Raw genomic sequence first — 1,169 nt, forward strand, 5'->3', positions numbered from 1 at the left:
TAGCTACAGTAGAATCTGCTGTACCTGTATTTGGCAATTCTTTAGCTGCTTTACGCGCATTTGCTTGTGCTGATGCTGTTTGACCAGCATTAGCTGCTGCTTGAGCAGTAGCTGGAGCTACAGCTGGTTTTTGAGCAGCTTGGTCGTTAGCTGGAGTTGCATGATCAGTTGATGAAGCAACTTTCGCCATGAAGTCTTCGATACGTTTAACCATTGCATCCACTTCTGCTTGAGTTGCGTCTGCATTAGCAAATACTTTCTTAGCATCTGCTGATAATGCATTCGCTTCTTTTGCAGTTTCTGCATCAAGCTTAGCTGATTCTTTAATGATCAATTCATCTAATTGATGGATAGCACCTTCTAACTTAGCTTTATCCACTTTTGCGTCAGTGTTAGTAGCTCCGTTATTACCTCCACCATTTGATGGTACATATGGACGTTGTTTAAAGATATCTTTAGCTACGATTGTGTAAACTTTACCATCTTTAGTAATTACAGTTGCGTTTCCTGCTTTGTCGAAGATAACTTCTACTACATCAGCATTTGCTCCTTTAATCTTAGCTTTTGCAGCTTCTTTTTCTGCATCTGTTAAGTTATTGAAGTCTGCTACTGTTTCTTTTTCGAAGTCAACGTTGATGTTTTCACCATTGTTCTTAGCTGCAACATCTTTTGCATCTTTAACTAATTGAGCTGCTGGAATTGTTGCTGTCTTACCTTCTGGTGTTGTTACTGTCGCATTTCCGTTTTCGTCTACTACTACAGTTGCACCTGGGTTGACTGCTTTAATTGATTCTTTAACTTTTTCAATTTCATCAGCTGTTAATTTAGCTTTATCTCCAACTAACACTCTAGTTGCTGGTGTGTTTACTGCATTTCCTGCATTTGCTTTACCTGCATCTGCTGCTGACTTAGTTACGTCTGCTGCTGGAATTACTGCTGTATTTCCTTCTGGTGTTGTTACTGTTGCGTTTCCTTTATCGTCTACTACAACTTTAGATCCTGGGTTTACTGCCTCAATTGCTTCCTTAACTTTTGCTTTTTCTTCATCTGTTAATTTGGCTGGATCTTTAACTTCTACCTTAGCTGCTGGTGTGTTTACTGCATTTCCTGCATTTGGTTTAGTTGCAGCTTCTGGATCTTTCGTTAAGTCTGCTGCTGGAATCACTGCT

1 pseudogene is annotated in these 1,169 nt (G+C 39.8%); it reads right to left on the reverse strand.

Annotation, left to right across the window (positions count from 1 at the left end):
* Nucleotides 1-1,169 (reverse strand): annotated as a pseudogene (locus ADH54_RS12390) (hypothetical protein); the annotation flags it as partial.

Origin of the sequence: Streptococcus pseudopneumoniae (assembly GCF_001072315.1) — a bacterium.
Lineage (GTDB): Bacteria > Bacillota > Bacilli > Lactobacillales > Streptococcaceae > Streptococcus > Streptococcus pseudopneumoniae_R.